Origin of the sequence: Erysipelatoclostridium sp. DFI.2.3, assembly GCF_019132535.1 — a bacterium.
In the GTDB taxonomy this organism is placed as follows: Bacteria; Bacillota_I; Bacilli_A; order Erysipelotrichales; family Erysipelotrichaceae; genus Clostridium_AQ; species Clostridium_AQ innocuum.
The window spans coordinates 131,538-156,713 of record NZ_JAHOOJ010000012.1 but is presented as its reverse complement, the minus strand read 5'-3'; the positions used below and the strand labels follow the sequence as shown (position 1 = coordinate 156,713).

Sequence of the window (25,176 nt, the reverse complement as noted above, 5' to 3'; positions counted from 1 at the left end):
ACACATATGGGAAAATATTTTGGAACAGATGGTGCCAGAGGACGCGCCAATGATACGCTGACACTGGATATGGCGGTAAAAATCGGACAGTACCTGGGATGGTACTATGGAAAAAACCGTCATGCGAAAATTCTGATTGGAAAGGATACACGGCTTTCGAGCGATATGTTTGAAATGGGTCTGGCAGCTGGTGCCACATCCTGCGGAGCAAGTGTATATCTGCTGGGAGTCTGCCCGACTCCTGCGGTTTCCTGTCTGATTCAGAAGGAGCATTTCGACTGTGGAATCATGGTTTCCGCCAGTCATAATCCATTCCATGACAACGGTATTAAGCTGTTTAATGGAGACGGCTGTAAAATGAATCCAGAGATTGAGGTGGAGGTTGAGAAATATATCGACAACGAAGTGTCAATCGAAGTTGCACACAATGAGAAAATCGGAAGTGTGATCGAATGGGAGGAAGGTCTGGAGCTGTACGAATCCTGGCTGAAGGAAATTGTTCCGATGGATCTAACTGGCATGAACATTCTGCTGGACCTTGCCAACGGAAGTGCAACAAGCTGTGCTGCGGAAACCTTAAGCGAGCTGGGGGCAACCGTTGAGGTGATTCATTCTGCGCCAAACGGTATCAATATCAATACCAAATGCGGTTCCACACATCCCGAGGAGCTGCAGAGTATGATGAAGGAAGGCAATTACCATGTCGGTTTTGCCTTTGACGGAGATGCGGATCGTCTGATTGCTGTTGATGAGGACGGAAACCTGATTGATGGCGACCACACGATGTATATCTGCGGATGCTATATGTACGATAAGGGAATTCTGCACGATGATGTCGTTGTGACCACGGTGATGAGCAACCTTGGTCTGTATCACGCACTGAAGGCCAAGGGTCTGAAATATGAGCAGACGGCTGTCGGTGACAAATATGTGTTTGAATGTATGAAGGAGCATGACTATTCCATCGGCGGTGAGCAGAGCGGACATATCATCTTTCATGCTCATGCGAATACCGGAGACGGTCTTCTGACTGCGATGAAGCTGCTGGAAATTATGGTGGATACAAAGAAATCCCTGAAGGAGCTGTGTGCAGATCTGTTTATCTATCCGCAGCTGCTGATCAATACGCCGGTACATGACAAGCATGCCGCTCTGGAGGATAAGGAGCTGCTTGCGGCAGTGGATGCAGTAGCGCAGGAGCTTGGTGACGAGGGAAGAATCCTTGTTCGTCCTAGTGGGACAGAACCGCTGGTGCGCGTTATGGTGGAAGCCAAAACCGATGCACTGTGTGCGGAATATGTAAACCGTATTGTGGATTTCATTAAAGAAAAAGGACTATAACATATTGTGTGAAAGGCTCTTCCCTTTGGGGGAGTCTTTTTACGTTTCCCGGGAAATGTCGAGAAATGTCGGAAATTGAGTGGAAACACAGCGGCAAATGTGAGAAATCCATGTGAAAAGCAGCTACTTTGAAAAATAGCTTTTTTTTTCACATAATTTAGTCTAAAATAGGGGTATGAGGTGATGTTAATGAAGAAAGTAATCTGCGTTGTCGAGGATGAAAAGGCCATCAACGACCTGGTGAATCAGTATTTAAAAAAGGAAGGCTATGAAGTACGTTCTTATTATACATATGAAGAAGCAAGTGCGCATGTAATGGATGATGATGTGCATTTATGGATTCTGGATATCATGCTGGATGACAAGAGCGGTTTTGATCTGATTGAGGAAATCCGCCTTCAGGGGAGGGATATCCCTGTTATTTTCATGTCTGCCAGAGATAAGGAATTTGACCGTATCATCGGTTTGGAAAAAGGAAGCGATGACTATATCACGAAGCCCTTTTCCCCAAAGGAGCTGGTGCTGCGCGTAAACAATGTCATCAAGCGCGTCTATAAGGATGACAACAACCGGATTATGGTGGACGGCTATGAGCTGGATGAGGAACAGCGCAAGGTGTTTGATCACGGTGTGGAAATCGATCTGACAACCAAGGAATTTGATCTGCTGATGCTGTTTATCAAAAACAAGGGAATGGCGTTCAACCGGGATAAGATTCTGACCAGTGTATGGGAGGAAAATTATTTCGGAAGTGACCGTGTTGTGGATGATACGCTGCGAAGACTGCGTAAGAAGCTTCCGAATCTGAACATTCATACCATTTACGGTTACGGATACCGTTTAGGATAATGAAGCGTTTTAATGAATTTGTCAAGCGGCTGTCACTGACACAGCAGCTGTTTGCCCTAATCTTTTTCTTTGTCACATTTTTTGCGGTCTTCTTCTTTGTCTACATCAACGGCAATGTGACCACCGTGATACGTGAACAGATGTATGGTACTCTGGATTCGACGCTGCAAAGCTGGGCTATGAGTGATAGTACCAATGATGAACAGCGCCAGCTGATCAACTCCGCAGCCGGTATCGATATTTTTATGGTGCGGGTGGATAAGACGCTGGATGGTGCCACGCATGTTACGCTGGCAGGTAAAAACACCTCGGATATGGATTTGAACAGCTCCGAATGGAAAGCCATTGCACAGGACATTCTGAGTATCAATGCCCGTTATACGGCAGGCGATAAGATTCATCACGGGATCGTGAAGAAGGTCAGCGGAGATCGGGATTCCTACTACAGTATTTACAAGGTGGCAGATGACCAGCTGCTGGTTAGCAAGATGTACAGCGACAATATGGGCAAGCTGGAGAACTCACTGATTAACAGCGTTGTCTATATCACGGTGATAGTTGTCGGCTTCTTCTTCATCATTATGATGATGTGGGTACTGACGCTGATTCACCCCCTGAATCAGATACGAAACTATATCGAACGTGTCAAGCTTGGCAAGGATGCGGACCTGCGTGTAAACCGGCGGGATGAGATCGGTGAACTGGCGGATGCACTTGTAAGCATGCGGGAAGAGCTGCGCAAGCAGGAAAAGACGAAGGAAGAAATGATTCACAATATTTCCCATGACCTGAAAACACCGATTGCGACGATCAAAAGCTACGGCGAAAGTATTAAGGACGGTATTTATCCGTATGATACACTGGAGAAAAGCGTCGATGTTATTATTGAAAATGCCGACCGGCTGGAACAGAAGGTACATTCCCTGCTGTTCATGAACCGCGTGGAATATCTGATTTCTCAGGATTGTGAGGGAATCGGCTCCAATATGGAGGAAATCGTGGAAACGGTTGTGCAGAACACCAGATTCATCCGCTCGGATATTCAGATCCTGACAAATCTGGAGGAGGTTTACTTTGATGGACTGGCAGAGCCGTGGCGCGTAGTCGTGGAGAATATTATTGAAAATGCATTGCGGTATGCGAAAACAACGATTGATATCCATCTGAGTGAGGAAGAGGGTCTGACCATTTCCAATGACGGACCTTGTATGGATGAGGATCGCCTGAAGGTGCTGTTTAAGCCGTATGAGATGGGAAAGGGCGGAAAATTCGGTCTGGGTCTGTCGATTGTGGCAAAGGTTGTCAGTGCCAATGGCTATGAGGTTGTCGGAGAGAATATGGCAGAGGGAGTTATCTTCCGTATTTACAAGCCGAAAAATCCGGTGAAAAAAGGACGGTAGAAACGCTCGGATACCATGTGCTTCAGTTTTCATGCGTAGGAAAGCTGGAAAATGTCTGTGATGATATCGAAGTTCTTACTCAATTGAGGGTAAATTTAAAACAGGGAGAATGTAACACTATTGTAATTATCAATAGAAGTTGAATTCTCCCTTTTCCAACACCTAAAGTAAGAAGGAACCCATATCGGCGCAGACCTTCTTGGTTGTTATCCGTACAATGGAATACCCTACTCTTGTCTACTCATGCTTTGTACAGGAGGCTGCCTGTGCTTTCCATTCATATGCATGCCGCGCCTGTTTTTTTATTGTGGCTGCTTTGGCTCTTGGACTTTATCATGAGGGTGAGGTCTTCAAGGTAAACAGATATGCAGCACGTTATCCATCATACCGCTGTATGTATCAACAGCAAGTTGCCCAGGGCATAAAAAAACCGCAGTTTCCTGCGGTTAGTAATCATGCACATTCTGTAGAATGTCCTGTGCCTTGCGGCAGATCAGTCTGGTGCCGTCGCTAAACCCTTCCTCTCGATTCTCTAGTGTTTGAATGAGGATGCCACGAAGCTCGCTTATACGTGACTGATACTCCTCATCCAGGATGGCGTTGTGTGTTTCCTGCGGATCCCGGCTCAGGTCAAAATACTGTTCCTCGCCTGTTTCACTGTACCAGATAAATTTATCCTGTTGAGTGACGATATAATGATTGGAGAGCTTATCGTGAAAGCTGTGTTCTCCGTGCAGATAGCTTCGCACAGATTCGGCTTCCTGCAGGATACAGCCTTTCAAAGAGCATCCATCCACCGTATCAGGGATTTGCAGCCCGCACAGATCCAGCAGCGTCGGCATGACATCGCGCAGCTCCGTAATGCCATTGATAGTATGTGGTACGATATCCGCTATATGCTTACCGATATGCACAAGGAACGGAATATGGGTGCTTCCTTCATATGGAAAGACCTTGCGCCATAAATTATGGTCAAACAGCATCTCTCCGTGATCACTGGTAAACAGGATGATGGTATCGTCATAGACGCCGTCTTCCTTCAGCGTAGTCAGGATGCGGCCCAGCTGATGGTCGACATGGGTGATTGCCGCATAGTAGCCGGCCATGGCATCCTTTCGCATAGCAGCATCACAGCAGCCGTATATGGAGTCTGAAATTCTGCCAGCCGCACCTGCTCCGTTTTGCGGATCCCAGTCACCGCTAGCCGGTGAGCGCAGCTCTTTATCCTTATACATATCAAAATATGCTTTAGGAGGATCTAATGGCTGATGCGGACGAACAAAGGAGGACATGAGGAAAAACGGCCGGGTGCGATCCCGTGTTTTTAAAAAGCGAATACTTTTATCTGCAACCCAGTTGGTCGGATGCAGGCGCTCTTCATAAATCCAGGGATGCGTTACCCAGGAATTGCATTCCGCTCCGCTGGTATTGATGTCTGCATCTTCTCCCAGCACATTGCGCAGATCCTGCAAATAATCATCACTGACATCCTGATGCATCCAGTGCGGGATATTCAGGCTGCGATAACAGCCCAGATAACCGTCGTGGAGCTGCAGATTCTGAAAGCCGCAGGTCAGTCTTGGAGGATGTACATGCATCTTGCCTATGCACTGCGTCTGATAGCCGCTGTTTGAAAATTCCTCAGCCATATAATGCTGATAACGCCACTCCACCTCGTCAAGATAACCGACGCGTCCATGCCGCTTTTGACTTCTTCCCGTCATCAGGGCGGCCCGTGCGGGGATACAGCTTGGCGTGGCTGAATAAGCATGGGAGAAAAAGACACCATCCGCAGCCAGGGAGTCCAGATAAGGGGTTTTAACATCCGGATGGTTCGCAAAGGATAAAGCATCCCCGCGAAACTGATCACAGACAATCAATAGTACGTTCACATTCTGTTTCATAATTTCACCTTCTAACGTTCATTATATAGGAAAGAGTGGAAAAAGGAAATGTGTAACGTTCTTTGTGGCAATTATATGAAAAAACTGGACAAGAAACCTGCAGGTTGAAAAAGGTATCCTCTGCGGATACCGTATGATAATACTATGAAACAGGATGAATTTTTGAAATGGCGCCTTTGATAACATCACAGAGAGTAAAGCCGGCGTACACCATGGTCAATCCCCGAGCAAAGTCACTGACCAGAAGGATGGAGAATACCGGGAGAAGCTGATTCCCACTGAAAAAGCTGTAAACGTACGAGCCGAAAAGAATGAGGTTTACAAGCTCAATTCCATAGCGTATACGGGGCTGTATCGCTTGATAACAGTGATACAGGAGGAATACGGAGATACCAGTCAGAAGAAATACAGTGCTGAAGACGAGATAGTACTCGGTGAAATCATATGTTTGCATCATGTTCTTATAGGCGGTATGAATAGGATATTGAGATAACAGCATCAGATACGGATATAGAAGATAATAGAGATAGCTGGCGTACTTCATGAAAATCCCTCCTCTCTATCTATAGTATAGCACGATTTTGACACAAAAATAAAAAATGGGAAAAATGGAAACCGGAGGGTGTGGAATGTCGTGCGAAAAAGCGGCTATGCTTTTGTGCAGCCTGCTGACTGTATGTTTTCTGACAAACAATTTGTCACCTGATTTCTGATTGTTGCTAGCCTGCTCTTTCATCATGTACAGCTATTTTATAAGTACTGACTTCATATACAGCATCAATAAAAAGGAATTTAATTTATATGTAGTTCTTGTAAATTGGTATTTCTTGTTAAAATTTCTTGTATTTTTGTTTGTATCGAAGAATAACTGTATGAATACTATTTATTTTCTTCGATTTATCTTATATAATGATGGTTGTCTTTGAATGTAAAGAAATGTAAAAAACGTGATTTCTGAAAAGATTTACAGTTTCTTGCATTTTATTGTTTGAAAAGCAATATCTATAAAAAACAGAACAATATATGCATTGCATAAAACGCTTACATTCAGTAATATTTAGGTATGGAAAACATATCCAGATGAAGGAGGAAATTCATTATGAAAAAAATGGTAGCACTTGCTTGTGTAGGGTTAATGGCCGCAAGCGTTGTTACAGGCTGCAGCAGCAAGAAGGATGATGCATCTTCTGGCAGTGACGGCGAAAAACGTATCGTTAAATTTGATGCGTTCTCTGGAGGAAACGGTGAAGAAGTTTGGAAGGAAATGGCGAAGGCATTCGAAGCAAAAAATAAAGATGTCAAGATTGAGCTTCGTTTTGAGAAGGACTTACCAGCAGTTCTGAACAAGGAAAACAGCAAAGGGGAATATTCCGATATCGTTTATTACAACCTGGGACAGCAGAGCCAGTTTACAGAAACGCAGCTGAACAGCAAGAAGGTGGAAGACATCTCTGATGTATTCGCAGATGAAAATGTTAAGAAAAACATCAATCCGGATTTCGTAAACAACCCGGTATCTCAGTTCTATGGTGACGGCAAAAATTATCTGGCACCAATCATGTATACACCTGGTGGTTTATATTACAATGCAAACCTGGTTGGCGAAGGAAAGAAATATGAAATTCCTCAGACCTGGGATGATATGTTCAAGCTTGGTGACCAGCTGAAAGAAGAAGGCAAGATTTCTCTGTTTACCTATGCACAGGCAGGATATCTGGATAACACAATCCTTTCTGTTATTCAGGAAGCCGGCGGACAGGAGCTGCTGAGTAAGTTATTAAACTATGATGCTGAGGCTTGGAACTCAAAAGAAGGTAAGATGGTTACCGATACGATTGGACGTCTTGTAAAAGATTACATGGAACCAAATACGGTTGCGAATGCAAACGTAAAAGACGGATTCACAAAGAACCAGCAGGCTGTTATCGACGGTAAGGCTCTGTTTATGCCAAACGGAAGCTGGGTAGTTGCTGAAATGGAAGAAACAACTCCAAAAGACTTCAAATGGGGCGTAAGCGCAGTACCTGCACTGACAAAAGACGGAAAGAAAGCCATCACGACCTTTACAGAGCAGTGCTGGATTCCTTCTGAAGCTAAAAACAAGGATGACGCAAAAGCATTTCTGAAATTCATCTATTCTGAGGAAGGCGCAAACATCATGCTGAAATATAACTGTGTTGTACCTGTTAACGGTATTACAGATAAGCTGACAGGCGTTAACAAAGAACTGTACAATGTATACAATGACGAGAATGTTACTGCAGTTATCGGCGCATTTGCACCATTTGACTCTGCAGCTATCCCTGATGTAGACATGAAGAAGGTATTATGTTTCACAGCTGATGATATCAATACTGGTAAGACTACTGCTGAAAAGTGGAACAGTGAATTAGTGAAAACTTGGAAAACGATTAGTGAGCATCCAGTAAAATAAATTTGTGAGCATGATTTATTGAACTAGCAGTGAGCGAATCGCTCACTGCTTTTTAGAAAAGGAGGGTTAAGTAATGAATAAAAAGAAAGCACAGAGAAGATTTGTCTTTGCCTGTCTGGCACCGGCCGTTATTCTTGTGATTCTCTTTATGGTGATTCCTACCTTCAACGTATTCCGTTACTCTCTGTACGGGAAAACGGGAATCGTCGGCGATGCCCCGTTTGTAGGATTGAACAACTTTAAAATTTTATTTACCGATTCACGTTTTATTGAATCCATGCAGAACATGATTCTGATCATTGTGATGGTGACGCTGTTTACCGTCGTACTTGCTGTTCTGTTTGCGACCTTGCTGACAAGAGAAGAATTCAAAGGGAAAAACTTCTTCCGTGTCATCTTCTACATTCCTAATATTTTAAGTATTGTTGTTATTGCCGGTATCTTCTCGGCAATTTATGCACCGGATAACGGTCTGCTGAACAGCTTCCTTGAAATGATCGGACTCGGTATGCTGCAGAAGCAGTGGATGGGAGATTCCGGTATCATATTGTATTCCATCATCTTTGCACTGGTGTGGCAGGCAATCGGCTACTACATGGTTATGTATATGGCCAGCATGTCCTCCATTCCGGAAAATCTGTATGAGGCGGCTGCTCTGGAAGGGGCAGGAAAGGTAAAGCAGTTCTTCATGATCACATTACCGCTGATCTGGAACAATATCCGAACGACACTGACCTTCTTCGTTATTTCCACGATCAATCTAAGCTTCATGTTCATTCAGATCAATACGAATGGAGATCTTGGAAGTGAAGTACCGCTGAATTATATGTACAACAAGGCATTTGGAGGAAATTATTCCTATGGTATGGCAATCGGTGTCATCACCTTTATCTTCTCCTTCGCCCTGTCCGGTTTACTGAACAAAATCACAGAACGTGATGTTCTGGAATTCTAGGAGGTGTGAGCTATGAATAAGAAAAAAATGTCCTCTCATGCCTGGTATAAGATATTCGTCTACGTGGCGATGATCGTATTCGCCATCAGCATCATCGTTCCGGTTGCCTGGGTATTTCTGTCCAGTGTGAAATCACAGCTGGATCTGGTTGGCGATCCATGGTCCATGCCGACGCAGTTTCTCTGGAGTAACTTCGTTGATGCGATGGAAAAGGCCCGCATGGGAGAGTATTTCATCAATTCCGTATTTGTCACCGTGCTCGGTCTGATTTTCCTGCTGGTGCTGGCACTGCCTGCATCCTATGTTCTGGCAAGATATCCGTTCAAGGGCAAGAAGTTCTTCAATGCCCTGTTTATGGCAGGACTGTTTGTCAATGTAAACTATATTGTGCTGCCGATTTATCTGATGCTGTTTCAGGCGGATCAGCTGCTCGGTGTGGAGGTGTTCCTGAATAATAAGGTCATGCTGGCACTGGTGAATGCAGCTACCAGTCTTCCGTTCACGATTTATCTGCTGAGCGGCTACTTCAAGACGCTGCCGAAGGCGTATGAGGAAGCAGCACTGATTGACGGCTGCGGCTATTTTAAAACCATGACGAAAATCATGATTCCCATGGCCAGACCAAGTATCATCACCGTTATTCTGTTCCAGTTCCTGGCATTCTGGAATGAATATATCATGGCGTTCACCTTGATGGATAAGGACAATGCGACACTGGCTGTCGGATTAAAATTCCTGATGGCGGATCAGCGTTCACAGGCGAATTACGGTGTCATGTATGCCGGTCTTGTTATCGTTATGGTACCAACATTGATTCTGTACATCTGTGTACAGAAGAAACTGACCCAGGGTATGAGCCTTGGAGGTCTGAAAGATTAGGAGCTACACGACTATGAAAAAAACATTCGGCAGAGTAACATTGCCTGGAGAAAGCAATTTTCTGGAAGAAACAAAGGATTTGCTGGAACGCTGGGGTGCGGATGCGATCCGTGACAGCGACGGCACAAAGCTTGATGAAGGAATCCGGAATCTGGATGCAAAGATATATACCACGTATTTCGTAGCCAGAGGACATAATGAATTCGCTGAACAGCACATGGAGGAATGCCAGCAGATCTATCTGATGAGCGCATATACACTGGCAGCCGGTGAAGATGTTCGAATTGCATTTGCGGCGGAATACTTCGATCAGCAGGTTACACCGGATTATGACCATGATCCCAAGCAGTGGTGGGAGGTTATCGACCGTACCAGCGGAGCTGTGGTTGCAGCAGATGACTGGGAGCTGGATCAAAAGCATCATACGGTTATTGTGCATCATGCACAGCCGTTCCATGAATATACCGTCAGCTTTCTGGCCTATATCCTCTGGGATCCGACGCAGATGTATAATCACATCACCAATGACTGGGGTGACAAGCCTCATGAAATACCGTTTGATGTACGCAAGCCCTACAGCAGGGACTATGTTGTGGAATATTTGAAACACTGGCTGCAGGAGGAAGAAAACAAGCGCTGTGATATCGTACGATTCACAACCTTCTTCTATCACTTCACGTTGATTTTCAATCAGCATGCGAAGGAAAAATTCGTTGACTGGTGCGGCTATGGTGCCAGCGTATCGACAGAAGCGATACTGGCATTCGAACAGGAGTTGGGCTATCGCCTGCGTCCGGAGGTATTTGTCCAAAACGGTTATTATAACTCCACGTTCTGTGTTCCGACAAAGGAATACCGTGATTATATCGATTTTACACAGCGCTTCGTAAGCGAACGAGCAAAAGAGCTGGTGGATCTGGTGCATGAAGCCGGCAAGGAAGCAATGATGTTTCTCGGTGATAACTGGATCGGTACCGAGCCGTATGGCGCATATTTTCCTTCCATCGGTTTGGATGCCGTGGTCGGCAGTGTCGGCGGCGGTGCAACCCTTCGTCTGATTTCCGATATACCCGGTGTGAAATATCATGAAGGACGATTCCTTCCGTATTTCTTCCCGGATACCTTCCATGAAGGAAATGATCCGGTCATCGAAGCGGTGGACAACTGGCTGAGTGCCAGACGTGCCATCATGCGCAAGCCAATCGACCGTATCGGTTATGGCGGTTATCCAAGCCTTGCCTACAAGTTCCCGAAATTTGTGGAATACATCGAAAAGGTATGTGAGGAATTCCGTCAGATTTATGATATCGTCCATGAACAGACACCATACTGCGGATTGAAGGTAGCCATACTCAATCACTGGGGAGCGCTGCGCAGCTGGCATGCCTATATGGTGGCGCATGGTCTGTACTGCAAACAGATTTATTCCTATAACGGAATGCTGGAATCCTTGAGCGGAGCCAGTGTGGATGTTACCTTTATCAGCTTTGACGAGCTGCTGGAGCATGGCATTCCAGCGGATATTGATGTTATCATCAATGCGGGAGATGCAAATACGGCATTCTCCGGTGGAGATATATGGAAAAATGAAATGCTGGTTAGCATGCTGCGGGCATGGGTATACAGCGGACATGGTCTGGTTGGTATCGGAGAGCCGACAGCCTGTGAGCATGGCGGACGTTTCTTCCAGCTGGCAGATGCATTCGGTGTGGATAAGGAGCTTGGCTTCACACTGCATACGGACAAATATTTCCATACACCGGCAGACAGTCACTTCATAACAGAGGATGTTGTGGAGCCGCTGGATTTCGGTGAAGGAATGAAGAATATCTATGCGCTGTATGAGGATACGGAAATCATCGCATATAACGATGGCGAAGTGAACATGGCAGCCCATGCGTATGGAAAAGGACGCTGTGTATATATTGCAGGACTTCCATACAGCACCCAGAATACGAGAATCCTGCTGCGTGCCCTCTATTATGCGGCATGCAAGGAGGAAGCATTCAAGAAATGGTATGCGGACAACCTGTATTGTGAGGTTCACGCATATCCGCAGTCAAAGCAGTATGCGATTTTGAATAATACAAATGAAATCCAGGAAACCGGTGTGTATGACGGAGAAGGTAACTGCAAACATGTCACACTGCAGCCTGGGGAAATACGATGGATGGTGATGAAATAATGGAAACCAATATTGTGAAGAATATCATCATGGCAGTTCTGTTCTTTGTGTTCCTTGGCATGATCGTCATCGGACAGAAAACCGTTGGTTTGGGAAATCTGGGATTGGAGATTGCCGGACTGGCCGGACTGCTCGCAGAGCTGTATGTATACAATCGAAAGTACAAATAAGAAGGAGGAAGTAAAATGGCAGATTTATCATTAAGACATATAGATAAGATCTATGATAATAATGTACAGGCCGTTTTTGATTTCAATCTGGAAATCAAGGATAAGGAGTTCATTGTATTCGTAGGTCCGTCCGGATGTGGAAAATCAACAACTCTGCGTATGATTGCAGGACTGGAGGATATCTCCGCCGGGGAATTTTATATCGATGACAAGCTGATGAATGATGTAGAACCAAAGGATCGTGACATTGCCATGGTCTTCCAGTCCTACGCATTGTATCCGCATATGAGTGTTTATGATAATATGGCGTTTGGTCTGAAGCTGAAAAAGACGCCGAAGGAAGAAATCGACAAGCGTGTACGGGAAGCTGCCCGTATACTGGAAATTGAAGACTATCTGGATCGTAAGCCGAAAGCATTATCCGGCGGTCAGCGTCAGCGTGTTGCGCTGGGGCGTGCCATCGTCCGCAATGCGAAGGTTTTCCTGATGGATGAACCACTGTCCAATCTGGATGCGAAGCTGCGTGTACAGATGAGAAGTGAAATCATCAAGCTGCATGAGCGCATCAATGCGACAACGATTTATGTAACCCATGATCAGACAGAGGCGATGACCATGGCGGATCGCATTGTTGTGATGAAGGCCGGTTATATCCAGCAGATCGGTACACCAAAGGAAATTTACAACAATCCGAAGAATATGTTTGTTGCAGGATTCCTGGGAGCACCTGCGACCAACTTCCTGCAGGGAACCTATCAGGGAAATGCGTTTATCTGTAACGATCAGCGCATCGAAATGCCGGATATGTTCCGCGAGGCTATGAAGCCGTATGACGGCAAAGAGGTTGTCATGGGTATCCGTCCGGAGGATCTGCATGGCGAAGGCATTGTTGCGGACACCTATCCTACCTCACATTTCATGTTCGATGTTGAGGTCAGTGAATTGCTCGGTCATGAGTTTATCCTGCACGGACGCTTTGGAAAACAGCGTCTGGAGGCAAAGGTAGCGGCCCGCATTGAAGCAAGACCGCATGAGGATATCGAGCTGGCTATGGATCTTAGCAAGGTTCATTTCTTCGATAAGGAAACAGAAGAAACAATTATTTAGGTTCTTTCATCCCTTACGGGGTGCAGGCATTCCACATAGACGCCGTTCAGTGCAATCGTCCCTCCTCTTTCAGATACGTTGTACGGTGAAGCCTCCATATCATGCAGTATCTGGCAGCCGGATATCGTATGGTATGGCGGTGTATGGGAATGTATAAAGAATAGGAAAGAAAGATGCTTTCTTTCCTCATGGAAAGGAAATCGCTGCAAGACCGGTATTTCATCACAGGTATCGGTCTTTTTTTAGTTTTCCACCAAATGTGGAAAACAATGTGGGAAAGTGGAAAACTGCTTTATAGGCAGTATATATCGTGGTATTCTAATAGAAAGAAGGTGATGATGTGGGAAAGCTACCCCCGATAGCAAAGGTATATGAGGCATACAGTGCATTGGCAGATGACCGTATTGTAGTGAAGGAGCAGGAGGCGCTTGTTGACAGCAGCGATTATGCAAAGACGTATACTGTCAGATTTCATGATGATGAGGTTTCAAGCAATGACAATGCGACCGTTTGGCAGCATTATCCAGGCTATCCTATTCTGGCAGTATGGATGAAGCTGGGAATTCTTTCTGTGAACTGGAATATCCTACCTGCCTTTGCCGGAATCAACTGGAAAAAACGCAACACTGAGCATAAAAACCGTTATGAGGAAGTCATAGAAGAATTCCTTTCGGAATGTGAAGAGCAGGGCTATGCTTGCGAGGATATACGCAGCTGTATGCAGGAAACACTGGAAGCAGTTGCTAAGCTTTCTTATACGATAAAGGGCAACAGAGCCCCTATGATACGTAAATGAATGAAAACAGCAGCCGGTACATGACTGCTGTTTTTCTTTGTGATCTCTTCATGATTTGTATAGCGATGAAACAGCGCTAAATCAGATGAGATATCCAGTATTCGACATAGTAAAAAAAACAGCTGTTTCAGTTATCCTCATTCATAGGAAAGAACTACTTTTTCACTCGGAAGCATAGCAGCAGAAACAATAGGACAAGAACACCGTAAAAGCTTGATCATAATCGGAAGGAGGAGTATCTCGAAAAATTCGTTCGGCACCTCCTTTTCCTATTCAGTGTATAGTGTACAGTAGGTGGAAAGTCTCAGAACTGAATCTGGAAATAGTCTTAGCGCTAAAGTGGCATACTAGCCGTCCGAATACACAAAAAATCGGCATGTTTCTTCTTGACTTTACAGTTACTGGATACTTTAAGATGATTCTACACCTGATCGAATGAAGGATAAAGGAGAAGTGAACATCATGAACAAAACTGTCGATATTCGTAGATTTTACGAGGAGGATGCACTTGCTCTGGAGGATGTGATACGCAAAACCTGGAAATATGATGCATTCTGTTCTTCTGAAACAGCAGCCAGACTGGCACATGTATATTTGTACTCCTGTCTAGCCAATCAGACCTTCACTGCCGTGGCGATCGTTGACGGAAAGCCCTGTGGTATACATATACAGAAGCACCGCTGTCCGTTTTCCCTGAAGCTGCAAAGCCTTCTTGCTATTGTGCATCTGCTTATAACAAGAGAAGGCAGAGAAATCTGTTCCTTTTACGGGAAGATTCGGAATGTTGATCAGGTGCTGTTAGACGGTAGCGGGAAAACCTATGGTGGAGAATTGTCATTCTTCGTCCTGGATGAAGCTGTGCGTGGTCTGGGAATCGGCAAACAGCTCTATGCAGCTGCGCTTACTTATATGCGTCAGGAGAATATTCAAAGCTTTTATCTACTATATACAGACAGTAGCTGTAATTACGGCTTTTATGAGCACCGTGGAATGCAGCGAAGAGGAGAAATAGAGATGGTTGTGAAGCTGGCCGGACAACAGGCACCGATGAAGTTCTTCCTGTATGACATTACCTGCTAAAGGAAAAGACGATAAGAAAAGCCGTACAAAGCTGTGTGCCCTGTACAGTTTTATACCAATAATCTATATATTTTCCAATTCGATTTGCAGCTGCGTGATATATTCCTCCTGCACACGGGTCTCATGCGTATCGATAACGAAGAATTCCATAATATGGCGTCCAATGGCATATCCGTTTTCATCACAGTATTTCAGCATCCTTTTTAAATGCTCATGCGCTTTATCGCGTGCACCCTGATAATAAAGATTCAAATAGGTTCCGGCAGGCAGTGTGAATTCCCAGTCCTGCAGGGATTCCCCCGCAATGAAAACAGAGGAAGCGTGAATATGTTCACGATCAGATACATCCAGAAAGAAGCCGGTATTAAAATTTGCAATCGTATAAATGTTTTTTTCGTATTCCTTTGATAGCTTCATCAGCTGATATTCCACATCATCATGAACAGCATCCGTTTTTAAGGCTACACATTTGCGCTGAGGCAGGCGCATCAGCTCTATCGCCTCCATCGGCAGCTGCTGACACGCTTTTAGTGACGCCTTGCGATGCAGAATATCAACCTTTAGCTGATAAAGCTCCTGAATCTTCTGATTGATGATGCGCTCTTCTTCCTCCATGAAGGAAAGACTGTTGGCGATGGTTCGGTTCTCCAGATAGTCCTGAATACTTTTCATGGAAAACCCCAGATTACGAAGATCGCGAATCACATTCAGACGATGAATATCACTGGTGGTATACTGGCGGTAGTTGTTTTTGTCCCGCATGGGATGAAGAATACCAAGCTCTTCATAATAACGCAGGGAATCCTGTCCGATGTTGTATAATTTTGAAATTTCATTGATTTTATAGTATGTTTTCATATTTACCTCTTGACTCTGGTATTATACCAGGGTTTATGATATCTATGCAAGTGAGGTTATAATATGAATCATAAAAAGCAGTTTTTTAAATTTGTAATTCCCAGCGTGGTATCCATGCTGGTCTTCAATCTGTATACGATGGTGGACGGTATTTACGTAGCTCGTTTTGTTGGCGAGCATGCACTTTCCGCAGTGAATATCTCCATGCCATATGTCAATTTCATCTTTGCATTTTCCATTCTCTTCTCTGTTGGAACGAGTACAGTTGTAGCCATCTTCCGTGGAGAAAACAATATGAAAAGCGCAAATGAAACATTCACGAGGAACACGATTTTTCTGACCGTCTGTGCCTTGATCATCACTTTGCTGGCGCTGGTATTTCAAAATGAACTTGCCCTGTTTCTGGGAGCCAGTGAAGTAACATTGCCCTATGTCCATGATTATCTTGGCGTGCTGATCTGGTTTACGTTTTTCTTTATCGTATCCTATTCCATGGAGGTGCTTGTCAAAACGGATGGATTCCCAAAGCTGGCAACTGCGGCTGTATCGGTTGGTGCGGTGACGAATATCGTCATGGACTATGTGCTGGTCGTGCATGTGGGGATGGGGATTCGGGGAGCAGCGATTGCGACCGGTCTGTCCCAGGTTTTGACATTTACCGTGTTTACCATTCATTTTCTTGGGAAAAGAGGGACGATTCACTGGTGTAAAACAACGATGGACTTATCGGTTTACAAGCGTATTATTCCCATCGGGACTGCGGATTTTATCACCGAGCTGTCTGCCGGTACGATTATTTTTCTGTTCAATCATGCAATTTTAAAGCATATCGGAGATAACGGAGTGGTGACCTATACTGTTATCACGTATATCTACAATATTGTCATGATGACCTTTACGGGAATATCACAGGGGATGCAGCCACTGGTCAGCTTTTACCGAGGGCGCCGGGAGGAAAACACCTGCCGTTTATTCCTGCGCTATGCCCTGTACTCCACGTTTGCGATGTCAATGCTGGCGCTGGCAATCTGTCTGTTTATGACACCGGCTCTTGTTTCGATTTTCATTGATGCATCACGAGCCGAGCTGTTCACCTATACTGTTCATGCCTTTCGCATTTATTCTCTGTGCTATCTGGTAATCGGCTATAATATCGTATGCAGCGGTTATTTTGCGGCTGTGGAGAAAAGCGGCTATTCCTTTGCCATATCGCTGCTGCGCGGCTTTGTGCTGATTGCGGCATCTATATGGATTATGGGAGAGCTGTTTCAGGGTGAAGGAATCTGGTATGCAACGCTTGTATGTGAAAGCAGTACACTGGTGGTCAGTATATGGTGTATGCTGCGCAGCCAGAAAAAGGCACAGATACATGGGGAACAGGCACTGCAACAGATATAGGAAGGATTTGAAAGTCAGAAAGAGTCTTTGCACAGGCTATTCGCAGTTAACCCTGCAATATTCTAAAAAAAACAGCTTCCTACCAGTTATGAGCAAAAAAAGGTATTCCAGCCGATTGACAATAGAGCGGAATACCCTTTTTTTCATAGATATCTGTATTGCTATGTAAATCATTCTTTTTCTTTCTTCGTTTTACAGCACTGCACAGACACAACATCCTCTGATCGCTTTACCATCTTATAAGTATACATTTCTTGCTGTGCTTGACTCTTCGTAGAAATTGATGCATACGGTATTCATATTTCATCAGAGAATGAAAAAAATTTAGGAACCTAGAAAAAGGTGAGCTCTATCAAAGAGAAGGTGTACGGGATAATGGATGTTTGATTTCTGCCTCGTATAACGCCTCCCTTATAATAGATACCGAGGCAGCCCCTGTTTCTGGGAAATCCGCATCAAAGGCTTCCACGGAAATCGTGTTATCATATCCCACGGATTGCAGAAATACACAGAGATCTTTTACATAGGGTAAATCCTTTTCAAATAAGAAATATCGTTGCAGTCCTTGATCCCAAGAATTGATATGAACATGTCTTATCTCATCAAAGCACATGCGGCTGTCTGCATACTGTTCACCGGCGTTTATCGCATGATATACATCATATACCAGCTTCAGATTTGGTGAATGGATATGCTGTACAGTTTGATAGCACTCCTGCGTATGATTACCAAAATTACATTCTTTCGGATGCAGCGCTTCATACAATATCGTGATATCATAGGAGCTTGCTTTCCTAGCCGCCGTATATAGAAAATATTCCATTTCCCGTGTTGCAAGCCCATAATCATACTCCGATGGTATCATTCTGGCTTTTGGAGCGCCGATACCGATGTTTTTTATATGAAGCTGTGAGGCTCTTTCCAATAATATATCCAAATAAGCACTCCAGACCTCCTCCTGTGCGGATGGGCCAATCAAGGGCGTCTGCTCATCTGCAAAAGCACTGAGGCCCAATACCGGAATACCCGGATGCAAAATTTCCTTACGTTTTAGTTTCCATAGCTCCGTATCCATTTTCATAATTTCTTTTGCGGATAATTCAACATAATCGTATCCGAATTCCTTTGCCAGGGGTATGTCCTTTGTGGCAATACAGCAGCCTATGTTCATACGGTGCTCCTCCTTATGCAATGATGAGCTGTGTGCTGCCAGCTGCGCAGTATTCTACAAAATGCTTTGGTACAGATCCGGATGTGATAATTTTATCGAAGTCCTCGATATTGGCGAAGGTTCTTAAGGAAGTTCGATCAAATTTGGATGAATCGGTCAGTAGAAAATTCTCCTGACTTCTTTTCATCATGCTTGTTTTAATAATTGTTTCCGCATTATCCGGATTTGTAGCACCACCCTGTATGGTTAATCCGGTTGTGGCTAGAAAAGCTTTATTTACATTTAAAGAATTCAGATAATCCCAGTCATACACGTTTATGAGGGAACAGGAAGAATGCTTCAATCTTGATCCTACAACAATCAAGTCCCAGTTCACGACCTCGATCACCTTTGTAATAACATAGATGTTGTTTGTAACGATTGTTAAATGAAAATCCCTGTGCAGATAATCTGTCAACAAGGAAGTGGTGGATCCTGAATCAATGTACAGCAGGTCATTATCATTCACCAGTGCTGCAGCGTATTTCGCAATTCTTTGCTTTTCCTCGATATGTGAGGCGATTCTGCTTTGAAAGGTGCTGTCCTTTTTCCTAGCCAGGCTGACGCCGCCATAAAATTTCTTAACCAGGTTTTCCTCTGCTAATTCATTGATATCTCTTCGTGCAGTATTCATCGATATAGCAAATTTATCAGCTATATCCTTTAATGTTCGGTAATCTGTATCACTTAAATACTCTATAATCTCTTTTTTTCTTTGGCTGTTTATCATATGCAATCCTTCCCTCCAGCTTATAAATGATATAAATTTATGCATTTGCTGAGTATATTATATCAAACCGATATGAAAATAACAACAATTTACCTATAAAATAACCAAATTCATTCTTCATAATACCAATTTATCCAAAATATGAAAATAAAAAATAACAAAAATAACAATAAAATACTAAAAATATGTTGAAATTGTTGTTAAGTTGTGGTTATATAGATGTATAAAGTGGACGAGAGGTGATGAAATGAAAAGGATTTTATTAACGTCGCATGGCAGATTAGCTTCCGGATTAAAGGATACCTTGGAGTTTTTCCTGGGACAATCAGAAATGATTGCTGCGGTAGATGCTTATGTAGACACTTCCAGTGATTATCTGCAACAGCTCCAGAGGTTTGTGGATTCTGCAGAAGTGGGGAAAGCGATCATATTCACGGATATCTATGGAGGAAGTGTGAATCAGCAGGTTAGTGCAATGGTAATGGAAAGCGGAAAGGATATTCCGATTGTTACCGGTATGAATCTGCCGATTGTTTTATCAGCGGCTATGACCGATGATAGTTTAACTGCTGAACGGATGGAAAGCATGCTGAAGGAATGTCAGTTGCAGCTTGTGAAGATGTCCTCATGCGAGACAAAGGAAGGTGATGAGGATGAATTCTTCGCATGAGACAAAGCTGCATCTGCTATTTCGTATGAAAGGGGAAATCTATCAGGAAGCTGATCTGAACATCTGTTTGAAGAACTTAAAGCTGCAGGAAACTGATTTGGTAATCACGAGTAATTCCCAGATGAAAAAAATCAAAGAGACAAATGCATTGGGAAAGGCTGTTCTTCTGAATATGGATGCGTACGGTACGAAGGAGCCTAAAGAGGAATGGGTGGATGACATATTAAAAGTAGCAAATGCGTATCCATACGAGCGAATAATCGCAATCGGCGGTGGTACTGTGATTGATGTTTCAAAGCTTTGTGTATTCGGTGATGACCGATCCGTACAGGAATTGTACAGCGATAAAAGAGAAGTACGCAAAACGCGGGAGCTGATTGCTTTGCCGACAACCTGTGGAACCGGAAGTGAGGTAACCAATGTTTCCGTTGTGGAATTTCCTTCCCTGCACAGTAAGCTTGGACTGCAGATGGATGCACTGTTCCCGGATAAAGCGATTCTGATTGGAGAACTGCTGACCTCGCTGCCGTATAAGACATTTGCACTCACATCCATCGATGCATTGGCACATGCGATTGAGGCTTTGCTTTCACCCAAGGCAAACCCCTATACAGATATGTATGCTAGAAGCGCGATTTCAGGTATTGTGGAAAATCTGCAGGAGACACGAAAAACAAAGAAGCTCCCTCAGGATATGCAGAAAAGTCTGATCTGTGCCAATATGGCGGGAGTCGCTTTCAGTATAGCGGGATGTGCCACCATGCATGCACTGTCCTTTCCTTTGGGTGCGAACTGTCAGCTTGCCCATGGAGAAGCAGTCTATGCCGTATTTGCACAGACTCTGCAATACTATCAAAAAAAGAATATACCACTATACAAGCTTGAAAATGCTTTGAAGGATCTGCCAGCAGATATTTCTTCTGTTTCAGGACTACAAAAGTTGTTATCTGAAATCTATCCATGTCCGGATTTCAAAGCATTGGGGATCGATGAGGGGATTTGTGACACATGGGCAGTCAGCGTGTATGAAAAGCAACAGCGGCTGCTTGTCAATTCACCCTGCGTATTAAACAGCAATGATTTAGCAGCGATTTATAAAAGCTGCATCTAAGGAGGAACGTATGATAATTCAAATTCGAGTAGATGATCGTTTGATTCATGGGCAGATAGCAGTCGTATGGTCAAAGTATTTCGCTACCAATCATCTGGTAGTGGCAAATGATCAGGCGGCAAAAAATGAGGTACAGCAGATGACATTGAAAATGGCAACTCCAAATGGCGTGAAGGTTTTAATTCGCAGTGTTGATGATGCCATCAAGGTGTTTAATAATCCCAAATCTGAGACTGTTAAGATGTTTGTCTTAACCAATAGTATTCAGGATGCTTTGAAAATCGCTACCAATTGCAAGGTGGAATCGATAAATGTAGCGAATGTCGGACGCTTTGAAGCAGCATCGGAAAAGAAGCAGCTGAATGCGGATGTCGGCTGTACACCAAAGGAATTGGAAGCATTGAAAGAAATCGCCAAGCTTGATATGGAAACCATTCACTGGGTTATACCGACAAATCCTAAAATCAGTGTGAAAAAGCTGCTGGAAAACAATTAAAGGAGGGAATTGAATATGTTAAACGTCGCTTTATTATCTGCATTGTCATATTTCATCTGTTATGCCGGAAACTGGATGTTTGGTCAAAGCATGTCAGACAGACCAATCTTTATCGGGGCGGTTACAGGACTCTTGCTTGGGGATTTGCAACAGGGGCTGATTATCGGGGCAACACTGGAGGCTGTATTTATGGGGTCTGTCAATATCGGTGGACAGATATCAGCAGATCATTCTGCGGCAACCGTATTTGCGGTAGCCTTCGCAACCAACGCCACACTGGATCCGGAGGCAGCCTTGACAATTGCTGTACCTATCGGAATTCTGATGGGATTTGTAACGATGTTTGTAAATAATATTTTCCTGACTGTATTCACAACCTTAATGGATAAATGGGCACTCGAGGGAAATGAAAGAGGACTTCTCATCTACTTGAACTTTGGCGTCTGGCTGGCTAAAAATCTGTTCTTTGCTGCTATCGTATTCTTCGGTGTATATGTCGGCTACAATGCAGTTGAAGCATTTGTGGATTCCATCCCGGATGTTGTCATGACCGGCCTTACCGTTTGCGGACAGCTGCTTCCGGCAGTCGGTCTGGCTTTGCTGATGAAAATGATCTGGACAAAGGAAATCGGTATTTATTATCTGCTCGGCTTCGTTATGTTTATCTATATGAAACTGCCAATCATCGCGATTGCAGTCATCGGTATCGTTATCGTGGTAGCGACAGCCATGCGTGATTTTGAAATCAATAGAATGAAACAGCACCCAATCGCATGTGCTGACAAAAATGATTCAAATGAGGAACTGGAGGATTTCTTACAATGAAACTGACAAATAATTTATCAAGAGAAGATAAGAAAATGATCAATTCCATTTGCTGGCGTTCACTGAATGCACATTGTTCAAGGGTAGGCGGACAGGCCAGACAGATGGCGATCGGATTTTTGTGGCAGATTATGCCGGCACTGAACCGTTATTATAAAGATCAGCCGGAAAAGAAAAAAGAAGCACTTTACCGTCATGTTCAATTTTGTAACGTATCCAATGCTATCTATCCGTTCCTGGCTGGACTGGTTGCTTCCATGGAAAAAGAAAACAGTGAAGTAGATGACTTTGATACAAGCTCCATCGTCGCAATCAAAGCAGCGCTTATGGGGCCGCTGGCAGGAATCGGAGATTCCCTGCTGTTCAGTGTCGTACGTGTCATTGCGGCAGGTATTGGTATCAGCTTTGCTTTGCAGGGTTCTATCCTTGGACCGATTCTCTTCTTTCTGATTTATAACGGCTGTACGATGGCATTGCGCTTCTCTTTGGGATATGTCGGCTTTATCAGTGGTTCCAGCTTTATCACAAATATGTATCAGAATGGTACCTTAAAGATATTGACAAAATGCGCCGGTATACTTGGTCTGATTATGGTTGGTGCAATGACAGCATCTACTGTAAAATTTACAACAGCGATTTCCATTCCAATTCCTGGCGGAGAAGCGGTCGCATTACAGTCCTCCTTGGATACCTTGTTTTTAGGACTTGTTCCGCTCCTGCTGACATTCGGCTGTAAAAAGCTGCTTGATAAAAATGTAAACATCAACTGGATTATGGTTGGAATCTTTGTTCTTTCCCTGCTAATGGCAGCGGTGCATATCGTTTAGACTTCAAAATGAAATATTCATGACGATAAAAGGAGGAAACCTATATGCGAAAGAAATTGACGATTCTGCACACCACCCTTGCGACAACCACAACGATACCTGCAATGATACGGGAGCTTTATCCGGATGAATTTGATATTGTAAACGTGTTGGATGATTCTTTACTAAACGATATAAAGTGCAGCGGGAGAATGAGTGCATCCGTAATAGAGCGATTTATTCAATATACATGTATTGCGAAAAACAATGGCAGCGATGCGTTTTTACTGGCTTGTTCTTCGCTTGGCAAAGCAGCGGATATCGCCAGAGAGCTTCTGGATATACCGCTATATAAAATCGATGAGCCAATGGCAGATCAAGCGGTGGAGTCAGGAAATAACATCCTCGTTCTGGGAACGGTGAAAAGTACGCTGGAGCCGACATCCGATTTGATTAGAAGCAAGCGGAAGTCACAGGAGCAAAGTGTCACCTGTATCCTGATACCCGATGTGTTTGAACTATATGAAATTGACAGAGAACGGCATGATCAAAAAATCGCAGAAGTGATACAGGAGCACTGGAATACATATGATGTGATCGTACTGGCGCAGGCAAGTATGGCGAATGCGATACAGTATATCACGCAGGGCAGAGAGAAAATAGTAACGAGTCTGCCATTGGGTCTTAAGCAGCTGCAGGAGATATGAGTAGGGAAAGCGAGGAGTCTGTATGGAGTATATAAATAAAAATAGCATCACCGTGGATGCACTTTGCGGACGTGGACTGATACGCGCAGTTGGTAAAAACAGCTGCTTTGACAGCGATAAAATGACAGTGGGATATGCGTTATACAAAAAAGAGTATGGCATCATGGAGCCGCATGCACATGCAGAGGAAACCGTGATCATCACAAAGTCGGTGAACGGGTATGTATCCTGGGGGAGTGATGCGCATCATTTGCAAAGAACCATTGCATTAGAGGAGGGGATGATTCTGCATATTCCGGAAAATGAGTGGCATGCTTTCCACTATGATGAAGGTGGATGCGTAGAAATCGTCTTTATATATGGCCAGGGTGATAACTGCAGGCCAGAGGATAACGAAAGGTAAGGGTGCTTATTATGTTAGTTACAATGAAAGAAATACTCGATCATGCAAAGAAAGGAGGCTATGGTGTTACTGCCCCCAATGTACAAAGTGAGGATACGGTAAGGGCTGTACTGGAGGTGGCTGAGGAATACCATGCGCCCATGATTGTAGATGTCAATGCGTTTATTCACACGGATCTTCCCTGGTTTATACATATGATACGAGACCTTGCGGAAAAGGTGTCAGTACCTGTCGCAATCAATCTGGATCATGGAAAATCCTATGAGGATATCATGCTCGGTATCAATTCCGGGTTTACATCTATCATGGTTGATCGTTCCAGCCTATCCTATGAAGAAAATGTGGAACAGACGAAGGAAGTCGTAAAAATGTGCAAACCGCTGGGAATCAGTGTAGAGGCCGAGCTGGGGCATGTCGGTATGGGAAACAATTATGCTGTAGACGGTGTCAATAATCTTACCGTTCCAAAAGAAGCGGCAGATTTTATCAAGGAAACCGGTGTGGATTGTCTGGCAGTTGCCATAGGAACCGCACATGGACGCTACACGGGAACACCACATATTGACTTCGAGCGATTAAAGCAGCTCGTTGAAGCATGTGGAGAAACACCGCTTGTCCTGCATGGCGGAAGTGGAACGGGGGATGAGAATCTCAGAAAAGCAGTTCGATCAGGAATTCAGAAGGTTAATCTGGCTACTGAGCTGATCGTTGCAGGAAAAGAGGAGCTGGAAGACTTCATCAAGGATCCGAATTTTGATAAATGGAAGCTGATACCTGCCTTCAAAAAAGGGTATAAGGATCGTCTGGCTCATTACGTTGAATTGTTTGATCAGGCTGGAAAGGCCTGGGGGTAAAGGAAGCG

25 protein-coding genes are annotated in these 25,176 nt (G+C 44.2%); 20 read left to right on the top strand and 5 right to left on the bottom strand.

All coding sequences use genetic code 11. The features are described from left to right. Window positions 1-6 precede the first annotated feature (6 nt). The 3 genes from glmM (at window position 7) to KSZ58_RS13735 (ending at window position 3,590) form a co-directional block, all read left to right on the top strand. Window positions 7-1,341: a phosphoglucosamine mutase gene (glmM, locus tag KSZ58_RS13745; RefSeq protein WP_009270900.1), complete on the top strand. Its 1,335-nt coding sequence runs from the start codon at window positions 7-9 to the stop codon at window positions 1,339-1,341. Window positions 1,342-1,530: 189 nt separating this feature from the next. Then, on the top strand, window positions 1,531-2,190 hold the full coding sequence (locus tag KSZ58_RS13740) for a response regulator transcription factor (RefSeq protein WP_002609458.1): 660 nt from the start codon (window positions 1,531-1,533) through the stop codon (window positions 2,188-2,190). Beyond that, entirely contained in the window at window positions 2,190-3,590 is a 1,401-nt protein-coding gene (locus KSZ58_RS13735; protein ID WP_002609460.1) for a HAMP domain-containing sensor histidine kinase, read from the top strand. Before KSZ58_RS13740 ends, KSZ58_RS13735 begins: the two co-directional genes overlap by 1 nt. Window positions 3,591-4,036: 446 nt before the next feature. Here the strand turns inward: KSZ58_RS13735 and KSZ58_RS13730 are convergent, their stop codons facing one another. Both KSZ58_RS13730 and KSZ58_RS13725 read right to left on the bottom strand, forming a co-directional pair. After that, on the bottom strand, window positions 4,037-5,494 hold the full coding sequence (locus KSZ58_RS13730) for an arylsulfatase (RefSeq protein WP_008816872.1): 1,458 nt from the start codon (window positions 5,492-5,494) through the stop codon (window positions 4,037-4,039). A 142-nt stretch (window positions 5,495-5,636) separates the two neighbouring features. Beyond that, window positions 5,637-6,038 (bottom strand): hypothetical protein, encoded by a 402-nt coding sequence (locus tag KSZ58_RS13725; RefSeq protein WP_008816871.1) that lies wholly within the window; start codon window positions 6,036-6,038, stop codon window positions 5,637-5,639. A gap of 555 nt (window positions 6,039-6,593) precedes the next feature. Between KSZ58_RS13725 and KSZ58_RS13720 the strand changes: the two genes are divergently transcribed. The 8 genes from KSZ58_RS13720 (at window position 6,594) to KSZ58_RS13685 (ending at window position 15,100) form a co-directional block, all read left to right on the top strand. Next, window positions 6,594-7,928 carry a carbohydrate ABC transporter substrate-binding protein gene (locus KSZ58_RS13720; RefSeq protein WP_008816870.1) on the top strand — a complete coding sequence of 445 codons (1,335 nt, stop codon included), beginning with the start codon at window positions 6,594-6,596 and terminating at the stop codon, window positions 7,926-7,928. Window positions 7,929-8,001: 73 nt separating this feature from the next. Further along, window positions 8,002-8,883 carry a carbohydrate ABC transporter permease gene (locus KSZ58_RS13715; RefSeq protein WP_002609468.1) on the top strand — a complete coding sequence of 294 codons (882 nt, stop codon included), beginning with the start codon at window positions 8,002-8,004 and terminating at the stop codon, window positions 8,881-8,883. A 12-nt stretch (window positions 8,884-8,895) separates the two neighbouring features. Beyond that, complete coding sequence (locus KSZ58_RS13710; RefSeq protein ID WP_002609469.1) at window positions 8,896-9,762, top strand: carbohydrate ABC transporter permease; 867 nt, start codon at window positions 8,896-8,898, stop codon at window positions 9,760-9,762. Between the two features lie 13 nt (window positions 9,763-9,775). Then, the gene (gnpA, locus tag KSZ58_RS13705; protein ID WP_009270899.1) at window positions 9,776-11,947 is read left to right on the top strand and encodes a 1,3-beta-galactosyl-N-acetylhexosamine phosphorylase; all 2,172 of its coding nucleotides are present in this window, start codon (window positions 9,776-9,778) and stop codon (window positions 11,945-11,947) included. Further along, window positions 11,947-12,117, top strand: a complete 171-nt coding sequence (locus tag KSZ58_RS13700) for a hypothetical protein (RefSeq protein ID WP_002609472.1) — start codon at window positions 11,947-11,949, stop codon at window positions 12,115-12,117. The genes gnpA and KSZ58_RS13700 overlap by 1 nt, the downstream gene beginning before the upstream one ends. A 15-nt stretch (window positions 12,118-12,132) precedes the next feature. Next, window positions 12,133-13,224: an ABC transporter ATP-binding protein gene (locus KSZ58_RS13695; RefSeq protein WP_009270898.1), complete on the top strand. Its 1,092-nt coding sequence runs from the start codon at window positions 12,133-12,135 to the stop codon at window positions 13,222-13,224. A gap of 340 nt (window positions 13,225-13,564) precedes the next feature. After that, window positions 13,565-14,020, top strand: a complete 456-nt coding sequence (locus KSZ58_RS13690) for a hypothetical protein (RefSeq protein WP_009270897.1) — start codon at window positions 13,565-13,567, stop codon at window positions 14,018-14,020. Window positions 14,021-14,482: 462 nt separating this feature from the next. After that, on the top strand, window positions 14,483-15,100 hold the full coding sequence (locus KSZ58_RS13685; RefSeq protein WP_008816866.1) for a GNAT family N-acetyltransferase: 618 nt from the start codon (window positions 14,483-14,485) through the stop codon (window positions 15,098-15,100). 63 nt (window positions 15,101-15,163) lie between these two features. On the opposite strand, the gene KSZ58_RS13680 is transcribed toward KSZ58_RS13685, so the two are convergent. Continuing rightward, on the bottom strand, window positions 15,164-15,958 hold the full coding sequence (locus KSZ58_RS13680; RefSeq protein ID WP_009270896.1) for a MerR family transcriptional regulator: 795 nt from the start codon (window positions 15,956-15,958) through the stop codon (window positions 15,164-15,166). 63 nt (window positions 15,959-16,021) lie between these two features. On the opposite strand from KSZ58_RS13680, the gene KSZ58_RS13675 reads away from it, so the two are divergent. Beyond that, window positions 16,022-17,356 carry an MATE family efflux transporter gene (locus tag KSZ58_RS13675; protein ID WP_009270895.1) on the top strand — a complete coding sequence of 445 codons (1,335 nt, stop codon included), beginning with the start codon at window positions 16,022-16,024 and terminating at the stop codon, window positions 17,354-17,356. A 352-nt stretch (window positions 17,357-17,708) separates the two neighbouring features. Here KSZ58_RS13675 and KSZ58_RS13670 read toward each other — a convergent pair whose 3' ends face one another. After that, a complete protein-coding gene (locus KSZ58_RS13670) occupies window positions 17,709-18,527 on the bottom strand; it encodes a sugar phosphate isomerase/epimerase family protein (protein ID WP_008816863.1) in 819 nt (272 codons plus the stop codon). Between the two features lie 13 nt (window positions 18,528-18,540). Then, complete coding sequence (locus tag KSZ58_RS13665; RefSeq protein ID WP_008816862.1) at window positions 18,541-19,296, bottom strand: DeoR/GlpR family DNA-binding transcription regulator; 756 nt, start codon at window positions 19,294-19,296, stop codon at window positions 18,541-18,543. Between the two features lie 247 nt (window positions 19,297-19,543). Between KSZ58_RS13665 and KSZ58_RS13660 the strand changes: the two genes are divergently transcribed. The 8 genes from KSZ58_RS13660 to KSZ58_RS13625 are packed head-to-tail and all read left to right on the top strand — an operon-like array spanning window position 19,544 to window position 25,168. Next, entirely contained in the window at window positions 19,544-19,966 is a 423-nt protein-coding gene (locus KSZ58_RS13660) for a PTS sugar transporter subunit IIA (protein ID WP_009270894.1), read from the top strand. Then, the gene (locus KSZ58_RS13655; protein ID WP_227761364.1) at window positions 19,950-21,077 is read left to right on the top strand and encodes a 4-hydroxybutyrate dehydrogenase; all 1,128 of its coding nucleotides are present in this window, start codon (window positions 19,950-19,952) and stop codon (window positions 21,075-21,077) included. The genes KSZ58_RS13660 and KSZ58_RS13655 overlap by 17 nt, the downstream gene beginning before the upstream one ends. Window positions 21,078-21,087: 10 nt before the next feature. Next, window positions 21,088-21,573 carry a PTS sugar transporter subunit IIB gene (locus KSZ58_RS13650; RefSeq protein WP_008816859.1) on the top strand — a complete coding sequence of 162 codons (486 nt, stop codon included), beginning with the start codon at window positions 21,088-21,090 and terminating at the stop codon, window positions 21,571-21,573. Window positions 21,574-21,588: 15 nt separating this feature from the next. Further along, entirely contained in the window at window positions 21,589-22,398 is an 810-nt protein-coding gene (locus KSZ58_RS13645) for a PTS sugar transporter subunit IIC (protein ID WP_009270892.1), read from the top strand. After that, window positions 22,395-23,225, top strand: coding sequence for a PTS system mannose/fructose/sorbose family transporter subunit IID (locus tag KSZ58_RS13640; protein WP_002609500.1), 831 nt, complete (start codon window positions 22,395-22,397; stop codon window positions 23,223-23,225). Before KSZ58_RS13645 ends, KSZ58_RS13640 begins: the two co-directional genes overlap by 4 nt. A gap of 44 nt (window positions 23,226-23,269) precedes the next feature. Then, the gene (locus KSZ58_RS13635) at window positions 23,270-23,911 is read left to right on the top strand and encodes an aspartate/glutamate racemase family protein (protein WP_009270891.1); all 642 of its coding nucleotides are present in this window, start codon (window positions 23,270-23,272) and stop codon (window positions 23,909-23,911) included. Between the two features lie 22 nt (window positions 23,912-23,933). Further along, a complete protein-coding gene (locus KSZ58_RS13630; protein ID WP_008816855.1) occupies window positions 23,934-24,314 on the top strand; it encodes a cupin domain-containing protein in 381 nt (126 codons plus the stop codon). 11 nt (window positions 24,315-24,325) lie between these two features. Beyond that, complete coding sequence (locus tag KSZ58_RS13625) at window positions 24,326-25,168, top strand: class II fructose-bisphosphate aldolase (RefSeq protein WP_009270890.1); 843 nt, start codon at window positions 24,326-24,328, stop codon at window positions 25,166-25,168. The last annotated feature ends 8 nt before the right edge of the window (window positions 25,169-25,176 follow it).

What these genes read in the sequence shown, in the direction of transcription:
- glmM (WP_009270900.1), top strand. Translation starts at nt 7, where the DNA reads ATGGGAAAATATTTTGGAACAGATGGTGCCAGAGGACGCGCCAATGAT.
- KSZ58_RS13740 (WP_002609458.1), top strand. Translation starts at nt 1,531, where the DNA reads ATGAAGAAAGTAATCTGCGTTGTCGAGGATGAAAAGGCCATCAACGAC.
- KSZ58_RS13735 (WP_002609460.1), top strand. Translation starts at nt 2,190, where the DNA reads ATGAAGCGTTTTAATGAATTTGTCAAGCGGCTGTCACTGACACAGCAG.
- KSZ58_RS13730 (WP_008816872.1), bottom strand. Translation starts at nt 5,494, where the DNA reads ATGAAACAGAATGTGAACGTACTATTGATTGTCTGTGATCAGTTTCGC.
- KSZ58_RS13725 (WP_008816871.1), bottom strand. Translation starts at nt 6,038, where the DNA reads ATGAAGTACGCCAGCTATCTCTATTATCTTCTATATCCGTATCTGATG.
- KSZ58_RS13720 (WP_008816870.1), top strand. Translation starts at nt 6,594, where the DNA reads ATGAAAAAAATGGTAGCACTTGCTTGTGTAGGGTTAATGGCCGCAAGC.
- KSZ58_RS13715 (WP_002609468.1), top strand. Translation starts at nt 8,002, where the DNA reads ATGAATAAAAAGAAAGCACAGAGAAGATTTGTCTTTGCCTGTCTGGCA.
- KSZ58_RS13710 (WP_002609469.1), top strand. Translation starts at nt 8,896, where the DNA reads ATGAATAAGAAAAAAATGTCCTCTCATGCCTGGTATAAGATATTCGTC.
- gnpA (WP_009270899.1), top strand. Translation starts at nt 9,776, where the DNA reads ATGAAAAAAACATTCGGCAGAGTAACATTGCCTGGAGAAAGCAATTTT.
- KSZ58_RS13700 (WP_002609472.1), top strand. Translation starts at nt 11,947, where the DNA reads ATGGAAACCAATATTGTGAAGAATATCATCATGGCAGTTCTGTTCTTT.
- KSZ58_RS13695 (WP_009270898.1), top strand. Translation starts at nt 12,133, where the DNA reads ATGGCAGATTTATCATTAAGACATATAGATAAGATCTATGATAATAAT.
- KSZ58_RS13685 (WP_008816866.1), top strand. Translation starts at nt 14,483, where the DNA reads ATGAACAAAACTGTCGATATTCGTAGATTTTACGAGGAGGATGCACTT.
- KSZ58_RS13680 (WP_009270896.1), bottom strand. Translation starts at nt 15,958, where the DNA reads ATGAAAACATACTATAAAATCAATGAAATTTCAAAATTATACAACATC.
- KSZ58_RS13675 (WP_009270895.1), top strand. Translation starts at nt 16,022, where the DNA reads ATGAATCATAAAAAGCAGTTTTTTAAATTTGTAATTCCCAGCGTGGTA.
- KSZ58_RS13670 (WP_008816863.1), bottom strand. Translation starts at nt 18,527, where the DNA reads ATGAACATAGGCTGCTGTATTGCCACAAAGGACATACCCCTGGCAAAG.
- KSZ58_RS13665 (WP_008816862.1), bottom strand. Translation starts at nt 19,296, where the DNA reads ATGATAAACAGCCAAAGAAAAAAAGAGATTATAGAGTATTTAAGTGAT.
- KSZ58_RS13660 (WP_009270894.1), top strand. Translation starts at nt 19,544, where the DNA reads ATGAAAAGGATTTTATTAACGTCGCATGGCAGATTAGCTTCCGGATTA.
- KSZ58_RS13655 (WP_227761364.1), top strand. Translation starts at nt 19,950, where the DNA reads ATGAATTCTTCGCATGAGACAAAGCTGCATCTGCTATTTCGTATGAAA.
- KSZ58_RS13650 (WP_008816859.1), top strand. Translation starts at nt 21,088, where the DNA reads ATGATAATTCAAATTCGAGTAGATGATCGTTTGATTCATGGGCAGATA.
- KSZ58_RS13645 (WP_009270892.1), top strand. Translation starts at nt 21,589, where the DNA reads ATGTTAAACGTCGCTTTATTATCTGCATTGTCATATTTCATCTGTTAT.
- KSZ58_RS13640 (WP_002609500.1), top strand. Translation starts at nt 22,395, where the DNA reads ATGAAACTGACAAATAATTTATCAAGAGAAGATAAGAAAATGATCAAT.
- KSZ58_RS13635 (WP_009270891.1), top strand. Translation starts at nt 23,270, where the DNA reads ATGCGAAAGAAATTGACGATTCTGCACACCACCCTTGCGACAACCACA.
- KSZ58_RS13630 (WP_008816855.1), top strand. Translation starts at nt 23,934, where the DNA reads ATGGAGTATATAAATAAAAATAGCATCACCGTGGATGCACTTTGCGGA.
- KSZ58_RS13625 (WP_009270890.1), top strand. Translation starts at nt 24,326, where the DNA reads ATGTTAGTTACAATGAAAGAAATACTCGATCATGCAAAGAAAGGAGGC.